Origin of the sequence: Desulfogranum mediterraneum DSM 13871 (assembly GCF_000429965.1) — a bacterium.
Classification (GTDB): domain Bacteria; phylum Desulfobacterota; class Desulfobulbia; order Desulfobulbales; family Desulfobulbaceae; genus Desulfogranum; species Desulfogranum mediterraneum.
This window is the reverse complement of sequence record NZ_AUCW01000013.1, coordinates 153,978-174,514: the sequence shown is the minus strand read 5'-3', so window position 1 is coordinate 174,514 and position 20,537 is coordinate 153,978. Positions and strand designations below refer to the sequence as shown.

The window sequence follows — 20,537 nt, the reverse complement described above, 5'->3', positions numbered from 1 at the left end:
CTATGTTTGTTGTGCGAGTTGTGCTATTGGCGTGTGCCTTTTTCAGGTTTTCCCTGGCTAAGCAACTTTGTGACGGCTAAGATGTTGCGGGTCGGGCCAAGGATTTTGGGGCGGTGAGCTTTTGCAGGAGGCTTGAATCTATTGATTATGCGTGAATATGGCGGCTTGCTTGCCGCTTTTTCCCAGCCGCTGTGGCCGGATTGCATTTTGCTGTGCTAATTGTGCGAAAAAGTCTTGCGAAGTTGCAGTTTCCATGTGTACAACAGCAGGAGAAAAGAATGAGCTAAGCCATGCAGATATATGCCGGACTGATGGTTTTGTTCAGTTGTAGTGATGTTAGCTGCGGTGCTGGAGTTGCCGCCGGGTATCGTCGCTATGGTCCAGTCGAGTGGAGTACCTTTTTCCGGAGTAACCCCAAAACCAAAAGGAGGCCCGTATGGCAAAAGTCGGCGTGTATGTCTGTCATTGTGGTTCAAACATTGCCGGCGTTATTGACGTCTCAGCGGTTCGTGATTATGCCGAGACCTTGCCGGACGTCGTTATCGCACGAAAAGATCTTTTCATGTGTTCTGATTCAGGGCAGGAAATGGTCAAGCAGGATGTACGAGATGGACTGGTTGACCGAGTGGTGGTAGCAGCCTGTACCCCCAGGACCCATGAACCTATTTTTCGAGCTGCAATCGAAAAGGCGGGCCTGAATAAATACCTCTTTGAGATGGCCAATATCCGTGATCAGGCCAGCTGGGTCCACGGTCATGATCATGAGGGTGCCACCGAGAAGGCCAAGCTGGTGGTGGCCTCGGCCGTGGGCAAGGCCCGGCATCTGGAGCCTCTGGAAGATAAGTTTGTCGATGTCACCGACGCAGCCCTGGTCATCGGCGGCGGTATCGGCGGAATCAGCGCCGCCCTGGAACTGGCCAACATGGGCCACAAGACCTTTCTGGTGGAAAAGACCCCCTCCATCGGCGGGGTCATGGCCCAGCTGGACAAGACCTTTCCCACCAACGACTGTTCCGCCTGTATCCTCACCCCGATGATGGTGGACGCCTACAACCATCCCAACATCGAGACCCTGACCTACAGCGAGGTGGATGATGTAAGCGGCTATATCGGTAACTTTTCGGTCAAGATCCGTCGGAAGCAGGCCTATGTGGACTGGGACAAGTGCACCGGCTGCGGCGACTGTGCGGCCAAGTGCCCGGCCAAGACCCCGGACGAGTTCAATGCCGGCCTCTCTGACCGGCGGGCCGCCTTTATCATGTTTCCCCAGGCCGTGCCCAAGAAGGCGGTCATCGACATGGATGCCTGCATCAACTGCGGCGGCCGCGAGATCGGCAGTGAGCCCAAGCTGAACAAGAAAACCGGCGCACCCATCCTGGCGCCCTGTGAAAAGGCCTGCCCTGCAGATGCCATCAATCGCAGCCTGCCCCTGGACCCGGGAGGACGGATCAAGGAGGTGGAGGTGGGTTCCATCGTGGTGGCCACCGGTTACCAGGTAATGGACAAGGGCTGGTTCAAGGAGATGGCCCCGGATTCGCCCAACGTGATCACCGCCCTCCAGCTGGAGCGGATCATCTCCGCCACCGGGCCCACTGAAGGCAAGCTGCTCCGTCCCTCGGACAACCAGAAGCCCAAGACCATCACCTTTGTCTCCTGCATGGGCTCCCGTGATGCCAACTTCCACACCTACTGTTCCCGCTTCTGCTGCATGTACATGATCAAGCAGGCCCGGCTGTTGAAGGAGAAGTACCCCGAGTTGGTGATCAACATGCACTTCATCGACGTCCGTACCGCAGGCAAGGATTACGACGAGTACTACACCGGTGCCCGCCGGATGGGCATCAACTTCTTCAAGGGCAAGGTAGGTGGTCTGGAGATGTTGCCTGAGGATAAACTGCGGGTCCTGGCCTATGACATGGAATCAGCCGAGAGCATTGAGTATGCCTCGGATCTGGTGGTCCTGGCCACCGCCGTGGAGCTGCCCGAGGATGCCCAGGGGCTGGCCCAGAAGCTGGGACTGCAGTTCTGCGGCTCCAACTTTTTCAGGGAACTGCATCCCAAGCTCGGTCCGGTGGAGACCTCAACCGAAGGTCTGTTTCTGGCCGGTTGCTGTCAGGGTCCCAAGGATATTCCGGATACCGTTTCCCAGGCCAAGGGTGCGGCCGCGGCCGCAGCCGTACCCCTGGCCCAGGGCAGGGTCAAGATCGAGCCCATCATCTCCGAGATTATCCCGGAGAACTGTTCGGGCTGTGGTATCTGCGTACCGCTCTGTCCCTACGATGCCATTGCCATGTCCGAGTGGGCCGGAACTGCCCGGGCTGCCATCGAGATGAGCGCCTGTAAGGGCTGCGGGGTTTGCACCTCGGCCTGTCCGTCTGGAGCCATCGTGCTCCATGGCTACGAAGAAGATCAGATTTTTGCCCAGATAGCGGCGCTGACCTCAGGGGGAAGAAATCATGCTGGTTGAACAGAAGAAGATTGATGAAGCCGTGGCAACCATCATCGGTTTCGGCGGGACAGGGATTCTCAACTGCGTCCAGTGCGGCGCCTGTTCGGCGGTCTGCCCCGGGGTGAAGGCGGGCTTCCCGCTGCTCTGCCGCAACCTCATCCGCAGCCTGCTCAACGGTCAGCTGGAAGAGATCATCGAAGATTCTTCTTCCTGGGGTTGTCAGGCCTGTAACCGCTGTACCGAGGTCTGTCCCCAGGGGGTCCGTCCCCAGGAGGTGGTCTTTGCCTTCCGCCGTTACCAGGCCAATGAACTGGCCTTCTCCACCTCGGCGGTGACCAGTCAGATGAACCTCTACGAGACCGGCCATGCCGTGTTCACCGACCCCAAGGAACTGCGTCGGCAGGTGGGGCTGCCCGAAGTGCCGCCGACCTCGGCCTTCAACAAGCAGGCCCAGGAAGAGATCCAGGCCCTCATCGACAATGGACCCATGGGTGAGTTGGGACTGTTTTAAATATAAGGAGAGAGATAATGGAAAAAATTGGATTATATCTCGGCTGTAATATCCCGCTCAAGGCACCGGATATAGAACAGTCCATTCGGCAGATCCTGCCGCCCCTGGGGGTAGAGCCCGTGGACCTGGAGGGCGCGGCATGTTGTCCTGCCTGGGGAACGGCACCCTCCTTTGACCTGGACACCTGGTGCGCGGTCTCCAGCCGTAACATCACCCTGGCCGAGGAGCAGGGGCTGGACATCATGACCGGCTGCAACTCCTGTTTTGGGGTGCTCTCCGAGGCCAAACACTTCATGGAAGACGGGGAGCGCCGCCGAACGGTCAACCAGAAGCTGGCCAAGATCAACCGCAGCTTTGAGGGTACTTCGGATATCTATCATATCGCCCATGTACTCCATAAGAAGGTCGGGATGGAAAAGATCAGGGAGGGGCTGAAGTTTGACCTCGGCGGCCTGAAGATTGCGGTTCAGACCGGCTGCCACAGCCTCTGGCCCTCGGATGTCTATGCGGTCAAGGAGGAGAATCCCTACCAGCCCACCATCCTCAAGGATCTCTGTGAGGCCACCGGTGCCGAGGTGCCCCACTACTCCCGCCTGGGGGCCTGCTGCGGCATGGGCGGGATGCGCTCCACGGACATGGAAAAATCCCTCAAGCTCTTTAAGGAGAAGCTGGTGAGCATCAAGGAGGAGACCGATGCGGACATGATCGTCACCACCTGTTCCTCCTGCTTCCTCCAGTTCGACATGTCCCAGCCTATCCTCAGGGAGCGTGGCGAGATCGATTTTGAGCCGCTGCCCACCTTCTACTACACCCAGTTGCTGGCCCTGGCCATGGGCTGTGATCCCAGCCAGGTGGCTGCCCTGTCCCAGATCGACCGCAGCGCGATCATCGCCAGGATTCAAGATGAACAACGTCTGATCAAGGAGGTAGCATAGTCATGTCATTTTGCCCCAATATAGTCGGCTTCGCCTGTCAGTGGTGTACCTATGCCGGTGCTGACCTGGCAGGAAACCTCCGGGCCAAGTATCCCCCCTCCATCAAGTTGATCAAGGTACCCTGCTCCGGCCGGGTGGAACCCGAGCATGTCCTGGAGGCCTTTGCCCAGGGTGCGGATGGGGTTCTGGTCGGCGGCTGCCACTTTGGCGACTGCCATTACAAGACCGGCAACCATAAGACCAGCCAACGGATGAAGATCTTTGCCAAGCTTCTGGCAGACAGCGGCTTTGATCCCCGTCGATTCCGCCTGGAATGGATCTCCGGAGCCGAGGGCTACCGGTTTGCCGAGGTGGTGGAGGAGTTCACCAAAGAACTGCAGGAATTGGGTCCCAACCCCATCAAGGAGGGCGTGTAGCCATGGCAGCAAAGGTAAAGACGGCGTTTCTGCTGGCCGGAGGATGTGCCGGCTGCGAGATGAGTGTGGTGGACCTCTCCGAGGTCCTGGTTGATGTCCTGGAGTCCATCGAGATCGTCTTCTGGGCGCCCACGGTGGCGGATGTCAAGTATTGCGACCTGGAGGAGATGGAGGATAACTCCATTGATGTGGCCTTTGTGGACGGCATGATCCGCAACACCGAGAATGAGCACACCGTCAAGGTGCTCCGGGCCAAGTCCAAGGTCCTGGTGGCCTTTGGTGCCTGCGCCACCCTGGGCGGTATCGGTGCCCTGGGTGATCTCCACACCAAGGAGGAACTCTTCAAGCAGGCCTACCAGGACTCCTTTTCCACGGATAACCCCGACGGGGTGATGCCCTCGCCCGAGTATCTCCTGGACGGCAAGTATGAGCTGACCATCCCGGCCCTCTTGGATAACTGTGCCACCGTCGATCAGATCGTGGATGTGGAGTACTATGTGGGCGGCTGTCCGCCCCACCCCAAGTTCGTAGGCCAGATCCTGACCTCGCTGCTGGCCGGTGAGCTGCCCCCGCCAGGCTCCTGGATCACCAGCGGCAAGGCGGTCTGTGATTCCTGTTCCCGTAACCCGGTGCGCAACGGTCAGGAGCGGCTGCCCGTGGGTGAGATCAAACGGACCATCGACGGTACCCCGGATCCTGATACCTGCCTGCTTCAGCAGGGCTATATGTGCTTTGGCCCGGTCACCCAGGGTGACTGTGAGGGCTCCTGTCTGAACGTCAACATGCCCTGTCGGGGCTGTGGCGGTCCGCTTCCCGGGATCAAGGACTTTGGGGCCCGTTGCGTGTCCACCATCGCCTCCAGCATGGCCGATGATGCGGCCGTGGATCAGTTTATCGACAAGTATAACGATATGGCCAAGATGTTTTACCGTTATGCCCACACCGCCGGCAGCCTCAACCGCAAGGTTGCGGCCTTGAAGGACAAGTAAAGGCCCGGCAAGGGACGTATCGGTAATCGGGCCCTGCCGTAGCCAGCCTTAAAGAGGCTTGGCCCGCCAAGAAACAGACACCCGGCTTCGGAGGCCGGGTGGTGATGCAGAGATTGCAAGGAACAGCACCATGAAAAAGATTGAGATTAATCCGATCACCCGCTTGGAGGGGCATGGCAAGATTGCCATCTTCCTCGATGACAACGGCAACGTGGATGATGCCTTCTTCCAGACCGTTGAGTTCAGGGGATTTGAGAAGTTCTTACAGGGCATGCCCATGGAAGAGGTGCCCCGGACCGTGTCCACGGTCTGCGGGGTCTGCCGTGGGGTCCACTATATGGCCTCCACCAAGGCGGCGGACGGGGTCTTTGGAGTCACCCCGCCCCCGGCCGGTCAGAAACTGCGGGAGCTCTTCTTTAATGCCCACTATGTGGAAGACCACGCGGTCATCCTCTATGCCCTGGGATTTCCCGATTTTGTGGTCGGACCGGAGGCCAACCCGGCCGAGCGCAACGTGGTCGGCTTGATCAACAAGGTCGGAGTCGAGCTCGGTCGTGAGGTCCTGCGCAAGCGCGGCCTGGCCGTGAAGATCTTTGAACTGCTCGGCGGCAAGCCCAACCATGCCGTGGCAGCCCTGCCTGGGGGCTGGTCCAAGGGGCTGGATGAGGAGGAGCGCAGGCAGGTAGAGGCCTGGTCCGAGGAACTGGTGGAACTGGGCGAGATGACGCTCAAGATCTTTGATGACGTGGTCCTTAAGAATGACGCCTACATGGAGCTGGTCACCGGGGATGTCTTCAAGGTGGAGGTGGGCTACATGGGCTCGGTCAATGACCAGGACCAGATCACCTACTACGAAGGCACCCAGAAGATCATCGACAGTGGTGGCAATCCGGTGGGCAGCTTCCAGGGTAAGGAGTACCTGGACTTCATCTCGGAGCGGGTCCAGCCCTGGACCTACCTCAAGTTTCCCTATCAGAAGAAGATCGGCGACTGGCAGGGCATCGTCGAGGGACCCGGTACCAACATCTACTCCGTCGGCCCCCTGGCCAGGATGAATATTGCCAAGGGTATGGATACCCCCAAGGCCCAGGCCCATTTTGAGCGCTTTCACGCCACCTTCGGGGCCAAGCCGGTCCATAATATCCTGGCCTACCACTGGGCCCGGGCCATCGAGATGCTCAATGCCGCGGAAAAATGTCTGGCCCTGTCCCGTGATCCCGAGATCACCTCCAAGGATATCTGGAACAAGCCCACCTCCTGTCCCGGAGAAGGGGTGGGGATCATCGAGGCGCCCCGGGGCACCCTGATCCATCACTACTGCACCGATGACAAGGGGATCGTCACCGACGCCAACCTGATCGTGGCCACCACCCATAACAACGCGCCCATCAACCTGGCCGTGAAAAAGGCGGCCAAGCATTTCATTCGGGGCGGCGAGGTGAGCGAGAGCATGCTCAACTATGTGGAGATGGCCTTCCGCCCCTATGACCTCTGCCTGGCCTGTGCCACCCACACCATTACCGCTGGCCAGACGCCCCTGGAAGTGGAGATCTTTGACCACAACGGCAAGCTCTTCAAGGCCATGAAAAACTTCTAGGCCCAGCTGCGCCGGAGACCTCCGCAGGTCTCCGGTGTTTTTTCGTTTCTCGTCTTCCACGGTGTTCGCATGGATAAAAAAACAGTAGTCATTGGTATCGGAAACCCCTACCTCCAGGATGATCGTGCCGGGGTGGTGGTGGTGGAAAAGCTGGAGGAACTCGGTATCCCCTGTGCCACGGAGATCGTCTACACCGTCGGCTTTGAGGTGATGGACAAGGTCAAGGGCTATGAAAAGGCGGTGATTGTCGATGCCTGCATGCTCGGCAATGAACCGGGCTCCCTGTTGGAGGTGAGCGTAGATGAGATCTTCACCAATAACGCCCTGGTCAACTCCCATGCCATTACCCTGGGAACCACCCTGAAGACCGGTTATATCTGTTTTCCCGAGGAGATGCCTGCCGAGATCCATCTGATCCTGATCGAGGTCAGGGATATCAAGGAGTTCACCCAGCAGATGTCGGCAGAGGTGGAGACGGCGGTTGAGCAGGCCGTGGCCCGGATCAGCGAGATCGTTGCAACAGAGCGGCCGCTGGCGGTTAACTCATAGTCCCTCCTCTTTCCCTCCTGCCCCCGGAGGGGTGTGGGGACCTTGGCAGCAACCTTGTCCTGGAGCAGGGCCCTGTTTCGCAGGCTGGTGGCTCAAGAAGAATCGAACCTAGCCGGGCCGGCCAGGCCCGGCTCCATGATCATCATGATCATGTCCAGAGGCAGCAGCTCTATGCTGTCGTCTTTCCGCAGGGTAAGGGCCTCCCTGGTGCTGCTCCCCCCTGACACAGACAACACCACACTCACCGCATTGCAGTTGTGCTTTATCAGCAGAGAGCTGCAATGTTGCGCGGTCCAGCGTGGTCATTCACCGCTCCAATCCGCTGCTCTTGTCTGTATACCCGTCACCACCTCTGTGACTTTTCAAGGTACCCTATTGCTCCTGGTGCCGGTTTTCCCAGGCCATTCGACAGGCTTCGGCCCCATCTTCCGGGACCTCGCCGGCAAAGATCCGTCGCAGGGGGACATGAATCGGACTGGTGATAAAAGAGGCCAGCGAATGGGTGAGGAGGATTGTATTGATACCAATACCAAAGTCATCAAAGCGGCCACTGACCCGGATCGGAGTGGCCAGGCTGAAGAACTCCGGCTTCTTGGTTTGTGGGGTCGCCCTCAGCGTGAGGCGCTGCTTTTTGAAGTCAATGTGTGCCGAGCCTTCGACACTCATATGGGTTGTGTCCATGAACAGGATTCGATCCTCCATGATCCCCTGCTCCAGCTGGAAGCTGGCAACCAGGCAGTTGATCAGCGAAGATGGTCCCTCATCCACCTTCGAGGCCAGTGCCGAGAGCAGGTTGACGGCCCAGAGGTCGATGATGCCGGCATCAAAATTTTCTGGAACAAAGGCAAAATCGAGGTGGCCTCTGGCGTTGGCCATCAGTTGATTAAGGCTGGGAGCCGTAGCCTCCAGGAACATATCCAGATGGAGCCGGCCGCCCATCTTGGTTTGCGGTTTCGCCCGACGGGCCAGGATGCCCAGGTCGAGCCCTTCGATCCTGGCCCCAAGTTGGATTTCTCCAGCCGTCCTGCCTGGGACGTAGGAGAATTCGGTTCGAGCCGTTCCTTCTGCCAGCTGCAGCTCCAGGGGAGTGATCTGAAATCGTCCATCCTGGAGCTTGATCTTCAGCCTACCGCTGCCCAGGGTATCTCCGGAGGACTGGACCTTGTCCAGCCGGACCTGCAGCTCTGCGTTGGCCCTGGCCAGAGTCTCAGGAGAGAACAGGGAGACCATCTCTTGACGGCGTTTTGTTCCTTCTCTATTTTCCGCTTGGGTTGCAGCTTTCTCTTCAACAGCCGCTGCTGATGTTTTTTCCGGTGTCCATTGACCCAGTTCAAAATCATCAAGCTGGAGCAGGCTGCTGCTCAGTTGGATCTCCACCGCCGGTTTCTCTCCTTCCAGGTTAATATGCATCCTGCCGTTGAGATCACTTGCACCGATCTTGATTTCCAGCTTGGAAAGAGTATAGCCTGTTTTGTCCATCCCAAAGATCCCCTTCAGCCTGTAGGGGCCAAGGGGAGGGAGGGAAAGCTTGAGGAGCTGGTCAAGCTGGTTGAGCTTCTCCCCCTGGAGTTCCATGGACAATGTGATGTTTGTATTGGAGAGGGGAACGGCGGCCTTGCCGTGGAAGTCAAGCCTGGTGTCCGCGGCTTTTACCGTTATCTGCAGGGGCAGTTGTTGTGGTTTGCTCAGATAATGCACCAGGGCCATGCCCTGGATGTCGATGGTGATCGGGGTGGTCTCAACCATGCCCCGGAGATGCAGGCTCACCGCCTTGCCGGCAGGCACCTCTACGACCCCCTGGCTGATGGCGATGGGAACGCCCTCTCCCTTTCCGGCACCCTGCAGGGTGTAGGCACCGTCCTGCAGGGAAAGAGAGAGCTTGGACCGGGTGACCATATCGTGGAGATTGTCGCCCCTGAGGCTGAGGCGAAGGGCAAGATGATCGGTCGTTGCCTCTATGCCTTCAGCAAGCTGCAGCCACTCCAGCAGGGCGCCGATATCGATCTTGTCCAGGGTAGCGTTAAGATCCAGCTGTGGGCTCTCCCCCTTCCTGCCGAAACTCCCCCTGGCTGTAAAGGGGCTGGCAACGATCTGACCGCTGATTGAGAGCGGGTAGAGCTGCTGTCTGGGGTGAAACTCTGCCAGTTCATTTCCCTCCAGGGTGAAGCTGTACGGCTTGCCCTGCACACTGCCGGCAGCGGTTATCTTCAGGGGCTGTCCCTGTTGAGCCGTACCCTGGAGTTGTTCCAGGGTAAAGCTAAGGATCCGTTCCAGGCTGCAGTCACGGTAGCGGATCTTGAGTTGCTCCAGGCGGAGTGTGTCCACGGCCTGCAGGCCGACGCCATCTGCTGGAGGAGTGGGCCGGGCTTGATGCCCAGGAGCGCTCCCTGCTCTTGAACCGAGCTGCCAGTTGTTGATTCCCGCTGTGTTGGTTTCCAGGTTTAATCTTCCCCCTACAGCTGTGACCTCACCAAGATCGAGCTCTTTCTTCAGGAGGGCCGGGAGTCCCACTTGGACCCGGGCAAGCTCAATGGCGGCAAAAACCGTATCGGTCCAGCCTGGAGGGTTATCGATCTGTACGCCTCGGACTTCCAGGGTCGGTCTGAGGCCTGGCTGGATGGTGATTGAACCCGCGATGGTTACCTTCCGCTCCAGGGTAGTCGAGAGTGCTGTTTCCACCCCGGGCCTGATGGAATCGAGCCTGAGTGGTATCTCGAGGACGGCCATGATGATGAGGGGGGTGAGTGCAAGAGCACCGAGGGCAAGGGTGCTGATCAACATCCAGGTGAAGATTTTTTTTATCATTGCCATGGAGTTTTTTCCCGCAGTTCAGGCTTAAATCCAGCTCGTGGAGAGCTGGCTTGGAACACTCTGTTTGGCTCTGTTGCTGGAACGCAGCAGCCTTTCAACGATATAGGTCCTGCCACGGAGAATAAACCGGCAAAAAGTATTTGGGCGATATCAAGGCAGGACCTGTTCCTGGCAGTGCTTGCTGCCACGGTCGAGGTCGTGAGCAGGAGGAGAAAGGCGCTCTGCCCGGAGTCCAATGCCCTGGCATGGGGGCCGGCGGAGACCAGCTACGCTCACTCCTTCCTGCTGGTACCTCTGTTGGTCTCTTAAGGGGGTGCCTCCTGGCCATGCTCTTCATCCCCCTGCTCCAGTCATGCCATGAACAGGGTATACATGATGGCAAGGACCACTGCGCCGACAAAGAGGCCGATGATGCCAAAGAGCATCATGCCGCCGAGGGCTCCGAGGAGAACGACCAGCATGGGGATTTTGATCCCCCTTCCCATGAGCAGCGGTTTTAAGAAGCCGTCACTGGCAATGATCACCAGAATCCAGAGGAGAAAGAGTAGCGCATGGATGGTCTCGGCAAGGGAAAAGAGGGAGACGGCCACCCCGACGACAGCCAACATAACCCTGCGGACGGTTAGCCTTGCCCATATGTTGGTTCGGCTGCGTGCGGCTGCTCTGATGGCGAGTCTGCATAGAGGCTGTAGCTTTTTCCTTCTCATTCCAGGGTATCATAAGGGCCTTGTTGGAATCAAATCCCGAAGGGGCAGGGAAGAGGATCCGATCAGCCCGAGCAGAAGAGCCGCTCAGCTGGAGCGCGGCGTGCTCCCCCCTGCTTCAGTCAAGGGGGGCTGTCGATTCTGCCGGTCTTGGTGCATCGACCGGGGGCGGCTGAGGTGAAGCCCATTGGCCCGGTGCTCAGCTGGATCATAAAATTTTGTCTGCAGGATCGACTCTCCCCGAACTCTCCGGGCAGATGGGAGAAAATATGCCAAGACCTGGTTGAAAGCAATCCCTTGGCCTGCCTCTAAGGATGAGTTTTCAGGGACAAGGACCAGCCTGGCGCAATGAGCCGCTCGTCACCGGCTTTTTTCAGCAGAGCTCTCGCCTGCTGCCGGAGATTGCCGCGATCTGGGGGTGCCGCTCCCATCTTACCTGATTTGTATTGAACAAGGCAGGGGATATGGGCTAGGTTCTACCATGATTATGGCGGGCTCTGACCATCCGGCTTGGTGCAAGATGAACCATGGTGTTCAAGCCGGAGCCTGTCCGTCCAGAGATGACCTTTTCGGGAGGCGAGGATGCCGGGGCATTGGAGTACAGCTTGCACAGGCAGAGCTCACTTTCCAGAGGATGAATCTTCGGCCTAAGGCCGAAACAGGTTCAGGCATGGGCGCAAGCACGACGCTTGCCTGCTCTTGCCAGGGCCCGCTTTTTTCCATCGGCTTTGTTGCAGGGAGTAGCCATGTCCCCCTTTGTTCTTTCCCAGGTCCTGGTCGCCATCGCCATCTGCACGGATCTGCTCTCCTTTCAGTTTAAAAATCGGCGACAGATCCTCTGCTGCCTGATCATCTCCTCGATCCTGATCGCGGTCCATTTCATGCTCCTGGCCCACTGGACCGCCGCCGGACTGGGAGTCCTGGCCGGGCTGCGTTTTTTCGTCGGTTACTGGACCACCTCCAAGAAGATGATGGGCCTCTTCCTCACCTGCAGCCTGGGGGTGGGAGTCTTTACCTATGGAGGGCCCCTCAGTCTGCTCTGCACCTGTGGTGCCCTCTGCAATACCGTGGGCTCCTTTGCCGGCGAAGACCGGCGGATGCGCCAGTGGATGTTTCTGGGTACTGGCTGTTGGTTGAGTCATAACCTCTTGGCCGGCTCACCCACGGCCGTGCTCCTGGAGACGATCTTCTTGGCCAGCAACCTGGTGGGCTACTATCGCTACTATCTCAGGCCCTCGCTGGGGACCTGTCCCACCTCCCCGGTCAATTGAGCGAGGTGGAGGTGGCACGGTCCCTGGTCCATCCTGAGCACCTGTTTGCTCCCTGGCAGGTCTGGCCGGGCTCCTATGACAATCCTCAGGCGGACGGCAACTTCCCCCGGCCTGCTGAGTGCGGGTTCCGGATTGATCGCCAGACCCCCATGGCCTCCATGGGTTCCTGCTTTGCCCGGGAGATCAAGTCCTACCTGCTCAACAAGGGGTATCGTTATCTCTGCGAAGAGCAGGAAAATCCGGCCGCCGTCCATGCCAGTGCAGCCTGGGAACGGACCTATAACACCTTTTCCATGCGTCAGATCTTTGACTATACCTTCGCCTCCTTCAGCCCCCGGCTCCGCTGGTGGCCCCTGGCCGACGGTGAACGGGTCCAGGATCCCTATCGGCGGGTGATCCTCTATCGGAGCCGGGAGGAGGCAGAAGCCGACTTTGTCCTCCATTGCCAGGCCTCCAGGCGGGTGCTGCAGACGGCCCGGGTCCTCATTCTCACCCTGGGTTTGACCGAGATCTGGGAAGATCGGGAGGACGGCAGTGTGATTGCCCTGCCAGGAGGTCCCTATGCCAACCAGGGGGGCGACATGTCCAGGTATCGCTTCAGGGTCTCCAGATTCCAGGAAAACCTGGAGAACCTGGAGCATATCCATGGCCTGCTGCGCCAACACAACCCCAGCTGCCAGCTGGTGGTCACGGTCTCTCCGGTCCATCTCTGGGCCACCTTTCGTCGGGATCTGGATGTGATCAGTGCCAGCTGCAACTCCAAATCCACCCTCCGGGCCGTGGCCGATGAGTTTGTCGCCGGCCACGAGCAGGTGCATTATTTTCCAGCCTATGAGATGGCCACCATCTACAGAGGCCTGCTGGGAAAGAGTTACCTTGCCCAGGGCAGGGAGAATTTCCATGTCAATAAGGAGACCGTGAAGTGTATCATGGCCAATTTTTTAAAATTCTATCACCCTGTCTCGGCCTGAGTGGATGGTTGGTTCGGGGAGCTAACGTTTAAGGAGAGCTGATGGTTACCTCAATAATACTTATCAATGCCACCCGGAATAAAATCAATGGCTTGGCAGAACAGCTGGCTGAGTTGGAGGGAGTCTCCGAGGTCTACTCGGTCAGTGGTTCCTATGACCTGGTCGCCATTGCCCGAGTCCCTGCCAACGAGGACCTGGCCCGCCTGGTCACCGATCGGATGTACCGTCTGGAGGGGATCGAGCGGACCGAGACCATGCTGGCCTTTAAGGCCTTTTCCAGGCATGATCTGGAGCGGATGTTTTCCCTGGGGATGTAGGGAGGTGGGGATGAAGGTGCGTAATCCGGAGTATGCACAGGATGTGGCGGCGGTCTTCAGCGGAGCGCCCTTTATCAGGGAGTTGGGGGTCGAACTGGAGGCTGTCGAGCCTGGGTGCTGTCGGGCCCGGGTCCAGGTGCGGCCTGACCATCTTCAACACCTGGGTCGGGTCCACGGGGGCGTGATCTCATCCCTGGCCGGACATGCGGCCCTGGGTGCCGCCATCTCGGTGGTTCCCCGGGGTGAGGTCCTGGTGGCCCCTGAGTTTACCTTTAAGATGTTTCGCGGGGTAGATTCGGGGCTGCTTCAGGCCAGGGCTACGGTGGTTAAGTCCGGGGCTGTGCTGGTCTTTGCAGAGTCAGAGGTGTTTTCTTGCACCCAGGAGAGGCGGCAGCTCCTGGCCAAGGGCAGCTATACCTTTACCCGGGTATGAGCCTGGCTGGTGACGGTAGGGGAGAGTCGATGGAGGTCCTGGTATGAGGGTGTCGGAGCGAGTCCTGGATTATGCGGATGGGGAGTTTGCTGTGAACCCCAGACCCCTGCTTGAGGCCGGCTGCGGTCGATCCTTGGCAGAGGAAGAGTTGGCAGGGCTGTTGGAGGAGTATCCCACGGCCTCCAGTTGGTTGGCGAGCTTGAATGAAGAGGCACTTCTGCGACTGACGGCCTGGCTGGAGCAACGTCATGGCTGCTACGCTCGTTTTGGCAGAGCTCAGCCACCCACGGGTTGAGGCCCCATGCAGGGGCGGAGAGAGGGGCGGAGAGGCTGTGGCGATGATCCCGCTATTCCATGGGCGCCAGCAGTCGCAGCTGACAGGGTTTACAGAGGACTTTTTCAGTGTCCAGAACGCTTCTGCAGCTGGCACATCGCCTCTTGGGGCGCTGTTTTTCGTCTTTAGGCTGCTGCTTCCTGGTGAAGATGGAGCAGGAAAAAAGGGGCATGGGGATTGTCCTTGTCGGCTGTCGGGCCAGACGCTTTGTTTGGAAAGTCGGAAAAAGGTCGGTTCCGTGTTCCCTTGTGGAGACAAGGCTATTATTTAAAGCGATCGATGGAGATGTCAAGGAAAAAGGGAAGGGTTCAGTAGCTCTTGGGGCTGATGACAACTTCTGTCCCCTGGGAAGAGGGGGAAGCGGCCAATGGCTGCCGGCCTGTCGGCGGTGTTGCTTTTTCCGGGCCTGGCATTACTTTATGGGTAAGGCTTTTGTTCCCTGACAGGACCATGGTCCTGTCAGCAACGCTTTCTAGCTCGAAAGGAGAGATCTATGGCAGGATGTAATGTCTTTAATCAGGAACACCAGATGCTGCTCGTCCATTTCTTTGGTGAGGTAACTGCCAGTGACCTGGAGTTGCAGGCGGTCTCTGTCTTCTCCCATCCCGACTTCAGTGCAAGCACCAAAGAGTTGATTAATTTTTCCGATGTGGAAAGTTTTGCCGCTGATGTGGACATGGAGCGGCTTGCAGCCATTGTCAAGATCAATAAGGATCAGTTGGAGAGGTATCCTGAGCTCAAGATCGCCATCCTTGCCCCGGATCCCCTCTCCTTTAACCTGGCCAGGATCTATCAGGAGAAGAGTCGAGACCATCAGCGGCAGGGGAAGATCAAGATCTTTACCAGCAAGTCCGAGGCCGTCCAGTGGCTGGGTGGGAAGGGCCGCCAGTGGGATCTCCTGATCGAACGGGTCTCCACCATGTGTACCATCTGAAACTCCACATCCGCACAGGGAGCACCTGCCGCTCTTGAACTTTGCCCCCCTGGGGAGCGAAAGCAGAGCGCGGAGCATCTGTGATCAAGACCGACCCTGAAAGGCTGCGTCCAGGAAGGCGCAGCCTTTTTGCGTCCTATCCCGGCGGCTCTTCGGCCTGTCTCAGCTGAGGTGCCTGGCCGGCGCCTTCTGCCGGTCCTTGCATATCTCTTTCAGATCTTTTATCCTATCCCCCTTTGTGTGTGCTGTTGACCTTGAGCCGGCATCAGGGCAGGCAGGCCATGGGCAGGACAGCCGGAAGGTCCGGCTGATTGACCCGGATTATATTTCTCCAGGATGAGTGTAAGATATTATGGAACCTCTATACAACGGTGCAAAGGCATCTTCGGCAATCCTGTTGCTCCACTGTCAGGACAGCAAGGGTATCGTGGCCTCGGTCAGCGAGTTTATCTTTAAGAATAACGGCAATATCATCTACCTGGATCAGCATGTTGATGCCTCCCAGGGGGTCTTGTTCATGCGGGTTGAGTGGGACCTGAGCCGGTTCACCATTCCCGAGGAAAAGATCGGAGAATACTTTGACACCCTGATCGCCGGCAAGTATCAGATGCAGTGGGAGTTGCACCTGCCCCACTATGTGCCCAGGATGGCCCTGTTTGTCTCCAAGTTGCCCCACTGCCTCTATGACCTGCTGGCCCGTTGGAAATCAGGGGAGATCAGGGTGGAGATTCCCCTGATCATCAGTAACCATGAAGATATGCGCGGGGTCGCCGAGCAGTTTGAGATCCCCTATCATCACTTTGAGATGACGCCGCAGAGCAAGAAGGCATGCGAGGCCGAGCAGTTGGAGCTGCTGGCCGAGCATGGGATCGATTTCATTGTCCTGGCCCGCTATATGCAAATCCTCTCCGGTTCCTTCATCGATCACTATCAGAACAGGATCATCAATATCCATCACTCCTTTTTACCGGCATTTCCAGGAGCCAAGCCCTACCATTCCGCCTTTGAGAGGGGGGTCAAGATCATCGGTGCCACCAGTCACTATGTAACCGCCGACCTGGACGCGGGACCGATTATTGCCCAGGATGTGATCCAGGTCAGCCATGCCGACTCGGTCCAGGACCTGGTCCGTAAGGGGCGTGACCTGGAAAAGGTCATTCTTTCCCGGGCCATCTGGCATCACCTCAAGCACCAGACCCTGGTGTATCAGAACCGGACCATCGTCTTTACCTAGAGACAGCGCCTTAAAAGGCGGTGAGGCGCAGCCGGGATGGTTCAGCCCTCCCGGCTCTCGTTGCTCGGCTCGATAAAGGCGTGAAACTCCAGGGAGCCGCCAAAGAGCTGGAAACTGCCGCAGTAGCTGCCGGGATCATCCGGAACTTCCGTGCCCGTGGCATAGACGCTCAAGGTGCGTTCTTCCTCGGGTTGTGCTGGGTCGACCAGGGCCCAGAGGATAGGGGCGTCATCTTCCTTGGTCTGGACGCTGAGGATCTCGCTGCCCGCAGGCAACTGGATGGTTTGCAGTTTGTTCGGCTGGAGATGGTATCTTCTGATTGTTTTCATGGGCTGGGCTTGACCTGGTTGAAGGGTTGAGGGCGTGAAGGATAACAGAGTGAACTGTATACCAGAAACCCGGTAAAAATCCAGGGCCATGCGCGCTCCTTACCCGGCCGGAACCCCCTTGAACTCCGGGTAACTCTCCTTGACTGGGAAAAAAAATGGGCTTGCGGATTTTGATAATTCTGGTATCTGTGCAGAGACCTGTGTGCGCAGCACAGCTGTTTTGTATCAGAAAAATTGATAAACCCTTCTGTTTTTGACACTCCATACTACCCCCTAGGATATTTATTATGAATTTTCCCATCGACTTATCCGGTTACACGCCGCTTCAATTTTCCCTGACCCAGCAGGGAATGAGTGGTGAGCAGCGTGCCGCACTGGAGAACAACATCTCCCTGGTACGCGACAGTATTGTCTTCTTTACTGCCCTGGCCAACACCAAAGGACTGGGCGGCCACACCGGGGGCGCCTTTGATATCGTGCCGGAACTGCTCATTGTCGATGGCTTTATGAAGGGCAACGACTCCTGTTATCCGGTCTACTTTGATGAGGCCGGACACCGGGTGGCCATTCAGTATATGATGGCGGTGCTCAACGGTCATGCTGCGCCTGAATCCCTGCTCCACTATCGGGAGTTCAACCAGGGACTCTACGGTCATCCGGAACGCGACGAAGAGAACGGGGTCTTCTTCAGCTCCGGCAGGCTGGGCCATCTCTGGAGTCATGTCAACGGTGTTGCCGAGGCCCATCCGGAGAAGATCGTGTTCATGTTCGGCAGCGACGGCTCCCAGCAGGAGGGCGATGACGCCGAGGCCGCCCGCTATGCAGTGGCCCGTAAACTGAACGTCAAGCTGATGATCGATGACAACGATGTCACCATTGCCGGTCATCCCAGCGAGTATATGCAGGGCTATGACGTGGCCAAGACCCTGGGCGGCCATGGCGTGACCGTGGAGAGCTGTGCCGGTGAGGAGTTGGATGTCCTCTTTGCCCGGGTTCAGCAGGCCATCACCACTGCCGGACCTGCGGCAGTGGTCTGCAAGCGGCTGATGGCCGTGGGCGTTCCCGGTATTGAGGGGCTGCCCAAGGGCCACGATGTCATCCCGGTGTCCATGGCCATAGATTATTTGAAGAGCCGCAACCAGAACGCTGCCGTAGAGCTGCTCTCCCAGGAGGTGCAGGCAGGCGAGAAGCCCGTCTTCCTGGGCAGCAGCGTGGAAAAGGGCAAGAACCGGGATGAGTTCGGTAAGATTATCTCTGAGATCCTGGCTGGGGTTGAAGAGCCGGCCTCCAAGGTGATCGTGGTGGATTCCGACCTGGAAGGGTCCTGCGGCTTGCACCATGTACGCAAAAACTGTCCTGAGGTCTATGTCCATGGCGGGATCATGGAGCGCAACAACTTCTCTGTGGCAGCAGGTTTTGGTTCTGTACCCGGCAAGCAGGGGATCTGCGGGACCTTCTCTGCCTTTCAGGAGATGGTCATCTCCGAGATTACCATGGCCCGGCTCAACCAGGCCAATGTCCTGGCCCACTTCTCCCACTCCGGGGTAGATGACATGGCCGACAACACCTGTCACTTCGGGATCAACAACTTCTTTGCCGATAACGGTCTGGCAGAGCACGATAATACCCGGCTCTACTTCCCGGCCGATCCCCTCCAGTTGAAGGCCATCCTCGGCAAGGTCTACCATGATGCGGGGCTGCGTTTTGTCTACTCCACCAGGTCAGCCACCCCCTTTATCCTGAATGAGGCCGGAGAGAAGCTCTACGGCGAGGGCTACACCTTTAGCCCGGACAAGGATGAGGTGGTTCGTTCGGGTGAACATGGCTACATCGTCTCCTACGGTGAGATGCTCTACCGCTGTCTCCATGTGGTGGAAGAGCTTCGTAGCCAGGGAATCAAGGTCGGTTTGATCAACAAGCCGGTGCTTAATGTGGTGGATGAAGAGATGATCGCCACCCTGGGCAACAGTCCCTTTGTGCTGGTGGTAGAGACCCAGAACAGCAAGACCGGCCTGGGCAGCCGCTATGGAACCTGGCTGCTGGAGCGGGGCTTTGCTCCCAGGTATGCGGCCATGGGTACCTGGAAAGACGGTGCCGGCGGCCTCTCTGAACAGATTCCCTACCAGGGCATGTCCGGAGCAGAGATCCGCGCCAGGATCGAAGAGCTGATGGCCTAAGCCGCCTCATCTCCGAGCAGTTGGTTATCACGGAGCTTCCCGCCAGGGAAGCTCCGTTTTTTTATGGCTGAGTCTCTGGGGAGGCGGCCTGACGCGGCAGGCTGATGGTAAAGGTCGTCCCCTTGCCCGGGACCGAGTCGAAACTGAGGGTGCCGCCATGTTTTTCGCTGACAATGGTGCGGGCAATGGCCAGTCCCTGACCTGAGCCGCGGCCCACGTCCTTGGTGGTAAAGAAGGGGTCAAAGATCCGTTCCCGTATCTTGGGATCAATCCCCGCTCCGTCATCGCTCACCGTGATGAGGACCTTATCCTCATCTGCGCGGCTGCTAATGGTGATCAGCCCCGGTTCACTGGTGGCGCTTGTCTTTTCTGCAATGGCATGGGCCGCGTTGACCACCAGGTTGAGGATCACCTGCCCCATATCTCCCTGAAATACCTCGATCTCCGGGATCGCTCCCAGCTCAAGCTGCACCTCTGCACAGTACTTATACTCATTCCTGCAGACGATCAGGGTGTTGTTGATCACCTGGTTGAGGTCGGTGAGCTGCCGGGTTTCCTCACTGCTATGGGAAAAACCCTTAAGCCCCTGGACCAGCTCGCGGACCCGGTCGACACCATGCTGGGTCTGGGTAAAGGCCTTGGGAACCTCTTCCAGGAGATACTCCAGGTCTGCCTCTTCTTCCTGGTCGCTCAACTGCTGGTTGATCTCGCTTGAAACTGGCCGGAGTTGTTCGTTCTTCCTGAGGCGGCTGTACTCCTGGAGCAGCTGGAGGAGGTCTTCGAATCCCTGTTCGAGAAAGGAGAGGTTGTTGCCGATGAACTGGATCGGGGTGTTGATCTCATGGGCAATGCCTGCGGAGAGCTCGCCAATGGACTGGAGCTTCAGGTTGTGGACTCTTTTGGCCTCCTGGAGGCGCTGTTCGGTGATGTTGCGAAAGGTGAGGATGGCGCCGCTGATCTGATTGTGCTCGTTGCGGTTGGCGCAGACGATGAAGTCTGCGGAAAAGCTGGAGCCGTCCCTTTTCCAGAAGACATCGCCGTCCACATGGTGGGAGCTGCCGTCTTCCAGGGCGGCAAAGAGGGGGCAGAATTCCCAGGGGTAGGCACTGCCGTCATCCAGGGTGTGATGGATGACGGGGTGACACTCCAGGCCGACCAGTTCTTCCCGGCTCCAGCCCAGGATATGGAGGGCCTCCTGGTTGGCCTCGATGATGCGACCCTCACGGTCCACCTCAACCACCGCCACATTGATCCATTTGAGGAGCATCTGGTGCTGATACTGCAGCTGCTTGAGGGTCTCGGTCAGGCGTTCAATGGATCGTTCAGCCGGGTCTGGCTGCTGTTCTTGCTGGGGCATGGGATCCCGAGTGTTCAGGTTGAGTAGGTCAGGAAAGGTCTCTTCGCCTGTCGGTTTCCACCCATAGTAGGGGATAGAGACAAGTGGAAACAAGCTATTTTATGGGTGGAGCCAGGATTTCTGACAGGGAGCGGTCGCTCTTTGCCGGGACAGGGCCGAAGGAGGGCCTGGGGAGGAGGGGGCGCAGCCAGCGGCCATCGGCAAGGTTTTCGGGCAGAG

Annotated in this window: 20 protein-coding genes; 15 read left to right on the top strand and 5 right to left on the bottom strand. The window is 58.1% G+C overall.

From position 1 onward, the window contains the following. Positions 1-436: 436 nt before the first annotated feature. The 7 genes from G494_RS0106395 (at position 437) to G494_RS0106365 (ending at position 7,446) form a co-directional block, all read left to right on the top strand. Entirely contained in the window at positions 437-2,467 is a 2,031-nt protein-coding gene (locus tag G494_RS0106395; protein WP_028583864.1) for a CoB--CoM heterodisulfide reductase iron-sulfur subunit A family protein, read from the top strand. Beyond that, a complete protein-coding gene (locus G494_RS0106390) occupies positions 2,457-2,960 on the top strand; it encodes a 4Fe-4S dicluster domain-containing protein (RefSeq protein WP_028583863.1) in 504 nt (167 codons plus the stop codon). Before G494_RS0106395 ends, G494_RS0106390 begins: the two co-directional genes overlap by 11 nt. Positions 2,961-2,977: 17 nt before the next feature. Beyond that, a complete protein-coding gene (locus G494_RS0106385) occupies positions 2,978-3,895 on the top strand; it encodes a CoB--CoM heterodisulfide reductase iron-sulfur subunit B family protein (protein WP_028583862.1) in 918 nt (305 codons plus the stop codon). 2 nt (positions 3,896-3,897) lie between these two features. Next, positions 3,898-4,311, top strand: a complete 414-nt coding sequence (locus G494_RS0106380) for a hydrogenase iron-sulfur subunit (RefSeq protein ID WP_028583861.1) — start codon at positions 3,898-3,900, stop codon at positions 4,309-4,311. A gap of 2 nt (positions 4,312-4,313) precedes the next feature. Continuing rightward, positions 4,314-5,300: an NADH-quinone oxidoreductase subunit B family protein gene (locus G494_RS0106375; RefSeq protein ID WP_028583860.1), complete on the top strand. Its 987-nt coding sequence runs from the start codon at positions 4,314-4,316 to the stop codon at positions 5,298-5,300. 130 nt (positions 5,301-5,430) lie between these two features. Then, positions 5,431-6,897, top strand: a complete 1,467-nt coding sequence (locus G494_RS0106370; protein WP_028583859.1) for a Ni/Fe hydrogenase subunit alpha — start codon at positions 5,431-5,433, stop codon at positions 6,895-6,897. A gap of 69 nt (positions 6,898-6,966) precedes the next feature. Continuing rightward, positions 6,967-7,446, top strand: a complete 480-nt coding sequence (locus G494_RS0106365; RefSeq protein ID WP_028583858.1) for a hydrogenase maturation protease — start codon at positions 6,967-6,969, stop codon at positions 7,444-7,446. A gap of 92 nt (positions 7,447-7,538) precedes the next feature. On the opposite strand, the gene G494_RS26650 is transcribed toward G494_RS0106365, so the two are convergent. From G494_RS26650 to G494_RS0106350, 3 genes are all read right to left on the bottom strand, one after another. After that, positions 7,539-7,682: a hypothetical protein gene (locus G494_RS26650; RefSeq protein ID WP_153305779.1), complete on the bottom strand. Its 144-nt coding sequence runs from the start codon at positions 7,680-7,682 to the stop codon at positions 7,539-7,541. Between the two features lie 136 nt (positions 7,683-7,818). Continuing rightward, positions 7,819-10,257 carry an AsmA family protein gene (locus G494_RS0106355; RefSeq protein WP_028583857.1) on the bottom strand — a complete coding sequence of 813 codons (2,439 nt, stop codon included), beginning with the start codon at positions 10,255-10,257 and terminating at the stop codon, positions 7,819-7,821. Between the two features lie 350 nt (positions 10,258-10,607). Continuing rightward, positions 10,608-10,865, bottom strand: coding sequence for an AI-2E family transporter (locus tag G494_RS0106350; protein WP_028583856.1), 258 nt, complete (start codon positions 10,863-10,865; stop codon positions 10,608-10,610). A gap of 842 nt (positions 10,866-11,707) precedes the next feature. Here G494_RS0106350 and G494_RS0106340 point away from each other — a divergent pair. From G494_RS0106340 to purU, 7 genes are all read left to right on the top strand, one after another. Then, positions 11,708-12,232, top strand: coding sequence for a YgjV family protein (locus G494_RS0106340; protein WP_028583855.1), 525 nt, complete (start codon positions 11,708-11,710; stop codon positions 12,230-12,232). An 11-nt stretch (positions 12,233-12,243) separates the two neighbouring features. Beyond that, the gene (locus tag G494_RS0106335) at positions 12,244-13,203 is read left to right on the top strand and encodes a GSCFA domain-containing protein (RefSeq protein ID WP_028583854.1); all 960 of its coding nucleotides are present in this window, start codon (positions 12,244-12,246) and stop codon (positions 13,201-13,203) included. Between the two features lie 41 nt (positions 13,204-13,244). After that, the gene (locus G494_RS0106330; RefSeq protein WP_028583853.1) at positions 13,245-13,520 is read left to right on the top strand and encodes an Lrp/AsnC family transcriptional regulator; all 276 of its coding nucleotides are present in this window, start codon (positions 13,245-13,247) and stop codon (positions 13,518-13,520) included. A 10-nt stretch (positions 13,521-13,530) separates the two neighbouring features. After that, a complete protein-coding gene (locus tag G494_RS0106325; RefSeq protein WP_035245633.1) occupies positions 13,531-13,953 on the top strand; it encodes a PaaI family thioesterase in 423 nt (140 codons plus the stop codon). A gap of 91 nt (positions 13,954-14,044) precedes the next feature. Next, positions 14,045-14,248 carry a hypothetical protein gene (locus tag G494_RS0106320; protein WP_153305777.1) on the top strand — a complete coding sequence of 68 codons (204 nt, stop codon included), beginning with the start codon at positions 14,045-14,047 and terminating at the stop codon, positions 14,246-14,248. Positions 14,249-14,780: 532 nt separating this feature from the next. Next, positions 14,781-15,221 carry a hypothetical protein gene (locus G494_RS0106310; protein WP_028583850.1) on the top strand — a complete coding sequence of 147 codons (441 nt, stop codon included), beginning with the start codon at positions 14,781-14,783 and terminating at the stop codon, positions 15,219-15,221. 352 nt (positions 15,222-15,573) lie between these two features. Continuing rightward, the gene (gene purU / locus G494_RS0106305; protein ID WP_028583849.1) at positions 15,574-16,455 is read left to right on the top strand and encodes a formyltetrahydrofolate deformylase; all 882 of its coding nucleotides are present in this window, start codon (positions 15,574-15,576) and stop codon (positions 16,453-16,455) included. A gap of 41 nt (positions 16,456-16,496) precedes the next feature. On the opposite strand, the gene G494_RS0106300 is transcribed toward purU, so the two are convergent. Continuing rightward, the gene (locus G494_RS0106300; RefSeq protein WP_153305776.1) at positions 16,497-16,784 is read right to left on the bottom strand and encodes a DUF7352 domain-containing protein; all 288 of its coding nucleotides are present in this window, start codon (positions 16,782-16,784) and stop codon (positions 16,497-16,499) included. A gap of 287 nt (positions 16,785-17,071) precedes the next feature. Here G494_RS0106300 and G494_RS0106295 point away from each other — a divergent pair, with 287 nt between their 5' ends. Then, positions 17,072-18,961 (top strand): transketolase C-terminal domain-containing protein, encoded by a 1,890-nt coding sequence (locus tag G494_RS0106295; RefSeq protein ID WP_028583847.1) that lies wholly within the window; start codon positions 17,072-17,074, stop codon positions 18,959-18,961. A 61-nt stretch (positions 18,962-19,022) separates the two neighbouring features. Here G494_RS0106295 and G494_RS22235 read toward each other — a convergent pair whose 3' ends face one another. Beyond that, entirely contained in the window at positions 19,023-20,318 is a 1,296-nt protein-coding gene (locus G494_RS22235; RefSeq protein ID WP_028583846.1) for a two-component system sensor histidine kinase NtrB, read from the bottom strand. Positions 20,319-20,537 lie beyond the last annotated feature (219 nt).